The following is an 8,086-nucleotide window of genomic DNA, read 5'->3' as shown; positions in this document are numbered from 1 at the left end:
TTCTGAGCACCCGATTTTCAACAGACTTCTAGAACACGTCTTTCACCTTGCCCATCAGCGAATTCAGGAACTGGCCCCAGTACATTCGTAGGTCAACATATTGGTCGTGCGGCTTCTCGTGCATCGACTCGGCCTTGCCGTAAGCGATCACCATGAGCGTGAGGGCTTCCATGGTGCGCCGGGCCGTACGCACCGCTTCGTCACCGGAAACGGACCCGGCGTTGCGGGACGCCATCGACCGGATCGGCTCCCACATCTCACGATAGAACCGGTGGCGCGTGTTTACGCGGATGATCACCTGGCCATCCAGGTGCTGAATGTCCAGGAAATTTGCGCCTGGGAAGTCGACAGACTCTACCACGAATGGAAGTCCGCTGATCCGGTCGAGGTACTCGGCCCGATCCTTCTCATCGGTCTTTCCGGCATCGCGGGCCAAGTCGTTCAGGATGCGATCCCTTTCGTTCGAGTTCTCGGGACCCTTAGCGCGCGCCTTCGGCAAGGTCCGATTCGCCTCCCCGGCCGCGGTTAGGATGGCCGTGTGCTCGCCCACGTGGGTGTTCTGCTCTCGCGCAACCTCCCCCCACATCTCGTCGAGCATCTCGCGAGCTTGGGGAATGTACTTGGACAGCAGTTCCCGGATCCGCGCACGAAGCTCGTCATGCGGCTCGACGCCCCGTTTGACGTTCCGCACACCGAAATACTCGTCCAGCTCAGGAGAGAAGGCGATCTCGATTCCGATGAAACGGTCGGGATCCTCCACGCCGCGGGGGAAGATGCGCGGCACATTCGTGTAGTTGATCTCGCGGTTTAGACGCACGAAACTGATGCTTCCCTCGTTTTCGGGGACGCGGAGCTTCTTCGCGAGAGGGTCGCCGCCTTTTCCGCGTTGCCTGACGATCTCCTTCGGGTAGAGCGTTACCGTGAGGATGGCCTCGCTCCCTCGGATTTTGATCGGTTCGTTCCGAGCAAGGACGCGGGCACCGAAATGCCGCATCGCGGGACCGCGCGCGCTCCGGCCACGAGACTCGGCTTCGGGCTGCTCGCCTGCATGGAGTTCGCTCAGCACCTTGTCCGCCCACGTCCCCTCCATCAGCATGAGCGGGTCGTGAGGGAGCAGAACCGTTCCATTGACGGAGAGGGTGATCCCTCCGTTCAGGAAGTACCGGAACATCCTCGATAGCTCCTTCTCCACTTCCACCCGCAACGCGTTCGCGTCCTGTGCCCAGCGTCCTTCCTCGAGGCGATCGACCTTGGACCACACGACCAAGGTTCCCGAACCGGCGGGGAGCAAATCGGCATAGTCATCGGGCACGGGGTCCGGCGTCGGCGCCTCGATGCCGACCTCCTCGCCTCGCTCTTCCCGGCGAAGTGAATCCTCAAGATCGAACCCGACGTGGAGCCACGGTGCTGCCGCGCCGACACGGCTCCAGACGTCAATTTTTTTTCCGAAGTTCAGCGCCGCCAGCTTCGCGCCAACCCCGTACTTCCCGATTGTCTTTGTAGACATGTAACGGGTGGAGTAGCCGAGCTGCAGATAGTGATGCAGGATGACTTCATCCATGCCAGCCCCATCGTCACTGATCAGGATCCGGTGGATATGCTTCTTACCAGACCGGTCACGTTCCTCATCGAAACGCAGCCGGATGTCGTTCGCCTCAGCTTCCAGGCTGTTGTCAATCACCTCGCCGAGCGCGGCGGCGAGCGTATAGCCCGAATCCCGGAGTGACTGCAGCGCATGGCTTGTGAGAATGACCGGCAGCCGCGCTGTGGTTGCGGTAGGCATCTTCCCCTGCTCCTTTTTCGTGTTGCTGGCCAGCGCACCGTTTGTCGGTGGGCGGGCGAACTACGCTGTCAATCTGGATGGGTCGGAATGCCAAGACGGTTCGGCGAAGGCCGCTGAACCGTCCCGGCGAGTTCCGCCGTGGGGATCTACCCTTCCGCGGAGTCAGCCACGAGCACCGCCGTGATCTCCCTGATCCGGCGCCGGACGCGGCTGACCATGCTGCGCGACACACCGAGACGCTCCGCCGTCTCCTGCTCCGTCTCCCCCGCGAGGAGGCCGGTGAGGCAGGCTCCACCCTGCGCGTGCTCGCGGTCGATGGCGGTCCGGATGAGGGCCTCCAGCTCCCTGGCGGCGTAGACGGACTCCGGAGTCACCCAGTCGACGAGTCCGGGGAACGCAGCTGTCCTGCCGCCCACCAGCGCCAGGTTCTCCAAGCAGTGCAGCAGCTTCTCCTGCCGCACCCGGCTGCGGCGCACGCTGCGCCTCGCGTCCCGCCATGCATCGTGGCGGAGGAACGCGGTGTTGGAGGCGCCACGCCGCGGGCTGAGCGCCAGCCCGATCGCCCTCTCGGCGATGGCGTAGTTGACCGAGTCTTCGGGGAGGGTGCGGAGCCTAGCATACAGCTCCTGCACGGCGTCGAAGGCGACGCCACGGGGGGGGGACATCATCTGGCGATCTCCTCGGTGCGCAGCCGCCCCAGTCGGGTGCAGCCTTGCCCATGGATTGTTCAGCCCCGGTTTTTGCTCTCCCCCACGAAGTCGGAGGAGGCCTGGAGCCACAGGAAGGATACGTCGGCCGAGCATGAGCGGCAAGCAGTTGCCGCCATCGGCCGTTTCTCCCTCCCGGAGAGATACGGGACCGGATCTCCACCATACGCGTCACCAGTTGGGCAACTCCGCGCTTCGGGTGCGACTGAACACGTGACGGCCGGCTTCGCCAGCGGCCGCTACTTCTTCCACCCGGTAGGCAACGACAAGCCGCTCCACTCCACCACAATCCTTCTCTAAGTAAGTGGCCAAAAGTTTTGTAGGCATTTAAGGTAGAGATCCGTGCGGTTGGGAGAAACCTTCCGACGGAGCTCAACCCGATGCTGCGAGTTCACGCATTGAGCGAACAAGCATGAGGAGCTGAAACGGGGGGCACGCCGCGACGTAGGCCGGGTGTCGGAGCGAATGCACGCAGTTCTGCTCTCGTCGCGTGGACACGACGTGGAGCAGATCGCCTCGATCGTGGAGTACGACGCAGCCACGGTCCGGCGCTGGTTGGAGCGGTGGACATCCCCGTGCGCAACCCCGCGGACGTGCCGGATCGCACCGCCCGCTCCCAGACGCGGACCGGGCTCGGCGGATCATTCCCAAACGACGAGCGGGGCGGCTTTCGCCGCCCCGCTCTCTTCTCGCTCCGTTCACCCGAAGACGGCGGACCTAGAAGCTGTACCGGACCCCGAGCTGGATCTGGTAGCGCGAGTCCAGCGTGCTGGTGCTGAACGCGTCCTGGCGCGCCGCGAAGGCGCGGTACAGGCGGCGGCCGTTGGCGTCGGCGGTGGTGTTGCCGGTGCCGAGCGACAGCAGGTTGTCGGTCTGGTTCGCGATGAACTGGCTCAGGCCCCACTCACGGTTGAGCAGGTTGGCGAAGTTCAGCACGTCCAGCGTGATCTGGGCGTTCTGGCCGCGGATGGGCGCCAGGTTCTGCGCGATGCGGAAGTCGATGCGGTTCGACCACGGCGTGCGGCAGGAGTTGCGGCTCAGCACGGTGCCGCGCGCGTTGTTCAGGCACGGCACGCGGTTCATGAAGTCGTTCAGGTTCTCCCACGACTGGGCCGCCGTCACGTTCACGCCGTTCACCGCGCCACTCTGGAAGCGGATGTCCGAAGCGTCCTTGGGCACGTACACCAGGTCGTTGCCCGTGGAGCCGTCGCCGTTGATGTCGCTGCCGTAGCGGTACGAGTACGGCAGGCCCGACTGGCCCACGTACACCAGCGACAGGTCGGTCGAAGCGCGCGAGAAGAGACGCAGCGAGTACGACGTCGTGGCCACCACGCGGTTGGGGATGTCGTTGTCGGACGTGTGCAGGCCCGGGTTGTTCGGGTCGCTGGCCGTCACGTTGAACTGCCAGTTCGAGATCGCCTGGCTGCTCGTGATCGGGTTCACGTCCTTGGCCTTCGAGCGCGTGTACGCCAGCGAGAAGTCCCACCCGTTGCGGAACTGGCGCTGGAGCTGCGCCGTCAGGTTGTAGGCGTAGCCGGCGCTCGTGTTCGTGAGGTCGATCACGTCGCCGAAGCCCGGGGTGCCGCCGCGAAGGGCGTACGCCGGACGGTTCTCCACGCGCAGGCCCGTGGGGAAGACGCGGAGGTTCTGGTACAGCACGTCGTGGATGGTCTGCGTGTACAGGCCCTCGAGCGTGCCCACCAGGCCCAGCGGGAGCTGCCGGTCGATGCCCAGCGAGTAGCGGGCCACCTGCGGCGAGCGGAAGTTCGGGTCCACCAGGTCGATCTCGTTCGGCGCGGCGGCGGCCGCGATCGGCACGCCGGCCGACGTCACGCAGCTGCGCGGCTGGTTCGCCGGGTCGAACACGAACGGGGGCGGATCGTCGTTGTTGTTGGTGTTCAGGCGGTCGCAGGTGAAGCGGATGTAGTCCAGGCCGGTGTTGCCGTAGACGTTCGACACCCACACCAGCGGGTTCGCGCCGCTGAACACGCCCGCACCGCCGCGGAGCTGCGTGGTCTGGTCGCCGAACAGGTCCCAGTTGAAGCCGATGCGCGGGCTCCAGGTGGTCGAGTTCTCCGGTACGGCGCTGGTGTGGCGGCCGTAGATGGCGGCGAAGGCCGTGTTCTCGCCCGGCGTGTCCGGGTAGCCGTTGCGGTCCACGCGCAGGCCCAGCGTGACCTGCAGGTTGCTCAGCGCGTCCCAGCGGTCCTCGCCGTACAGCGCGTAGCGGCGCACGCCGAAGTCGGCGCGCGGGCGGCCGGGCTGGTCGCCGGGGGTGTTCGGGTCGGTGTCGGGCACCAGGTAGCTGAACTGGTAGTTCGACGCGCGGCCGGCCACGAAGTCCGCGTAGCTCTGGAAGACGTAGTTGCCGAACGGGTTGCGCACGAACAGGTTGCTGAACTTCGAGAACTGGTTGCTGGTGCCGAACACCAGCGTGTGCGAGCCGGCCGGGATCGTCAGGTCGTTGGTGATCTCGAACGCGTCCTGGTCCAGGATGTTCTGCCCCGAGAAGTTCTCGGTGCCGGCCACCAGGTTGCCGTTCGACGCGTTGACCTGGATGCGCGGGAACTGGCCACCCTCGAAGCCGCGGTGGTCGCGGACTCGGTTGTAGCCCAGGCGCAGCTCGTTGAACACGCCGCCACCGAAGCCCGAGTTGAGCTGCAGCACGCTGCTGTTCGTGGTGCTGAACTGCGTGTAGCCCGCGTTGGCCAGGTAGTACGTGCGCGCGCTGCTGCCGAAGTCACCGCGGTTGGCGTCGATGTAGTTGTGGCGCAGCGTGAGGCGGTTGTTCTGGCCCAGGTTGAAGTCGAGGCGGCCGAACAGGTTGGTGCTCGCCCGCTCGATGCGGCGGCCGCTGATGCCGCCGGGGGCGTACCCCAGCACCGCCAGCGTGTCGGCGAGCTGCTGCGCCTGCGTGCTGGTCACGCCCAGCGCCGAGTTGCTGCCGGCGATGTAGTTGATCGGGTTCGTGCGGTTGGTGCGCTCGCCGGCCAGGAAGAAGAAGGCCTTGTTGCGCATGATCGGGCCGCCGAACGAGCCGGCGATCTCGGTGTTGCGGAACTTGTCCAGCTTGCTGGAGACGGTGTCGGCCGGGGTGATGTAGCGGCCGGCCAGCCCCTCGTTGCGGTTGAAGCCGCTGATGGTGCCCTGGAATCGGTTGGTGCCCGACTTGGTCACCGCGTTCACCGACGCGCCGGTGAAGCCGCTCTGGCGCACGTCGAAGGGCGCGAGCACGACCTGGAGCTCCTGCACCGCCTCGAGCGTGATCGCCTTGCCGCCGGCCTGGCCGCTGGGCGTGCCGCTGCCCGAGAGGCCGAACATGTCGTTGCTGGAGGTGCCGTCGATCTGGAGCTGGTTGTAGCGGTTGTTACGGCCGCCCGCGCTGATGGCGCCGGTGGTCGAGTTGGTCATCGCCAGCTGCGGCACCAGGCGCGTGAAGTCGCTCAGGTCGCGCGAGATGGTGGGCGCGCGGCGCAGCGTGCTGTCGCTGATGGTGGTCGCGGCGCCCGTGTGCGACGACGAGATGATCGCGTTGCGCTCGGCGGTGGCCGTGATCGGGCCCAGGCTGATGGCCTGCGAGGCGAGCGTGAAGTCGTTCGTGGCCGTGGTGCCGAGCGCCAGGTTCACCGTGCGCGTCTGCGTGGCCATGCCCAGGCCCGAGACGGTCAGGCGGTACGAGCCCGGCTGAAGGCCGGGAAGCAGGTACCGGCCGTCGGCGCGCGTCACCACGCGCGAGACCGAGCCGTTCGCCGTGTTGGTCGCCGTCACCTGCACGCCGGCGGCCGGAGCCTGCTCGGCGTTCACCACGCGACCGCTCACCGCGGCCGTGGTCACGGCCTGCGCGCGGGCGGCCGCCGGCAGGCAAACTGCCAGGAGCAGCGCCCACAGCAGCATCGCCGCGGTCTGCGAACCTCGTTTCATCACATTTCCCTCGAGTGGAAAAGAGTGGGTGGAACTCCCGTGCTGCGCAGGGGCGACCTGAGAGTACCAGCGGTGCGTAGCGGGGGACGTCGCGGAATGTAACGCGTCCGCCACGAACGGCAAGGAAAAAGTTCCGGCGCCCCGGAACGGGCCCGCCGTCCCCCACGGCGCCGGAATGGTGTGGAGGACAACGACTTACTACGTCAACCGCACCTCACCGGCCGTCGGTCACGTAGCGCAGCACGTCGTAGCGGGTGATGATCCCCGACAGCTTGCCGCCTTCGCGCACCAGCACCGCGGGGTTGTGGCGCGAAAGGAGACGCATCACACCCGGCATGTCCACGTGCCCGTCCACCACCGGAAGGGGCGCGTCCATCAGCGTCTGCACCGCCTGGTCGAGCACGGCGGTGTTCTCCAGCACCCGCGCCATCACCGTGGCCTCGCTGATGTGGCCCACGCAGTCGCCCTCGGCGACCACGGGGAGCTGGCTGACGTTCTGCGAGGTGATGAAGGCCAGCGCCTGCCGCACCGGCGTGGCCGGGGAGACGGAGATGAGCTCGCGCGGCGCCTTGGCCTCCTTCTGCCGCACCATGTCGCCCACCGTCACGCGCGAGGTGTCGAGCAGCTGGTTCTCGCGCATCCACTCGTCGTTGAACACCTTCGAGAGGTAGCGCTCGCCCGTGTCGCAGAGGATGAAGACCACGCACGCGTCGGGATCGTCCACCTCGCGGGCGACGTCGAGCGCCACCTGCGCGATCAGGCCGCTCGATCCTCCCACGAACAGCCCTTCCTCGCGGGTCAGGCGCCGCGCCAGGCTCATCGCCGAGCGGTCGTCCACCGAGCGCCACTCGTCCACCACGGAGAGGTCCAGCGTGCCGGGGATCTTGTCCTGGCCGATGCCCTCCACCTTGTACGGGGCGCCCTCGCCCTTCTGCCCCGTCTGCGCGAACTCGCGGATGATGGAGCCCACCGGGTCGCCGCCCACGATGCGGACGTTGGGGTTCATCTCCTTGAGGTAGCGCCCCGCGCCCGTGATCGTGCCGCCCGTGCCCGCGGCGGAGACGAAGTGCGTCACCCGCCCGCCCGTCTGCTCCCACACCTCGGGGCCGGTGGTGCGGTAATGCGCCTCGGGGTTGGCCTGGTTGTAGAACTGGTTGGCGAGGATGGCGTTGGGCGTCTCGTGCGCGATGCGCTTCGCCATCATCACGTAGTTGTCCGGATGGTCGGGGGCCACGGCGGACGGCGTGACGATGACCTCGGCCCCGAAGGCCTTGAGCAGGCGCACCTTCTCCTGGCTCATCTTGTCGGGGATGGTGAAGATGCAGCGGTAGCCCTTGATGGCGGCGCCCAGCGCCAGGCCCACGCCGGTGTTGCCGCTGGTGCCTTCCACGATGGTCCCGCCGGGCCGGAGCTCGCCCGACCGCTCCGCCGCCTCGATGATCGCGGGCCCGATACGGTCCTTCACGCTGCCGCCGGGGTTCATGAACTCGGCCTTGGCGTAGACCGGGGTGCGGATGCCCTCGGCCATGCGGTTCAGGCGCACCAGCGGCGTCCACCCGATGGTCTGGAGGACGTTCTGGTACGGCATCCGGTGCCGCGGCTGCATGTCCGGCGATGCCGGCTCGGGAGCGCTCATGGAGTGGTCTTGGGTTGCGGGTCGGCCGGCGGCGCGGCG

General features: G+C 66.9%; 4 protein-coding genes. All 4 read right to left on the bottom strand.

What is annotated here, in order from left to right:
• Positions 1-28 precede the first annotated feature (28 nt).
• Positions 29-1,783: an ATP-binding protein gene (locus tag VFE05_14180; GenBank protein ID HET6231216.1), complete on the bottom strand. Its 1,755-nt coding sequence runs from the start codon at positions 1,781-1,783 to the stop codon at positions 29-31.
• 146 nt (positions 1,784-1,929) lie between these two features.
• Entirely contained in the window at positions 1,930-2,451 is a 522-nt protein-coding gene (locus VFE05_14175) for a hypothetical protein (protein HET6231215.1), read from the bottom strand.
• A 756-nt stretch (positions 2,452-3,207) separates the two neighbouring features.
• Complete coding sequence (locus tag VFE05_14170) at positions 3,208-6,411, bottom strand: carboxypeptidase regulatory-like domain-containing protein (GenBank protein HET6231214.1); 3,204 nt, start codon at positions 6,409-6,411, stop codon at positions 3,208-3,210.
• Between the two features lie 214 nt (positions 6,412-6,625).
• Positions 6,626-8,047, bottom strand: coding sequence for a pyridoxal-phosphate dependent enzyme (locus tag VFE05_14165; GenBank protein ID HET6231213.1), 1,422 nt, complete (start codon positions 8,045-8,047; stop codon positions 6,626-6,628).
• Positions 8,048-8,086 lie beyond the last annotated feature (39 nt).

Source organism: Longimicrobiaceae bacterium (assembly GCA_035696245.1).
Classification (GTDB): domain Bacteria; phylum Gemmatimonadota; class Gemmatimonadetes; order Longimicrobiales; family Longimicrobiaceae; genus DASRQW01.
Note: the sequence above shows the minus strand (reverse complement) of the source record. Positions and strands in the feature narration are given on the sequence as shown.

Bases quoted from the DNA above. Each gene is read 5' to 3' on its own strand.
- VFE05_14175 (HET6231215.1), bottom strand. From the start codon at position 2,451: ATGATGTCCCCCCCCCGTGGCGTCGCCTTCGACGCCGTGCAGGAGCTG.
- VFE05_14180 (HET6231216.1), bottom strand. From the start codon at position 1,783: ATGCCTACCGCAACCACAGCGCGGCTGCCGGTCATTCTCACAAGCCAT.
- VFE05_14170 (HET6231214.1), bottom strand. From the start codon at position 6,411: ATGAAACGAGGTTCGCAGACCGCGGCGATGCTGCTGTGGGCGCTGCTC.
- VFE05_14165 (HET6231213.1), bottom strand. From the start codon at position 8,047: ATGAGCGCTCCCGAGCCGGCATCGCCGGACATGCAGCCGCGGCACCGG.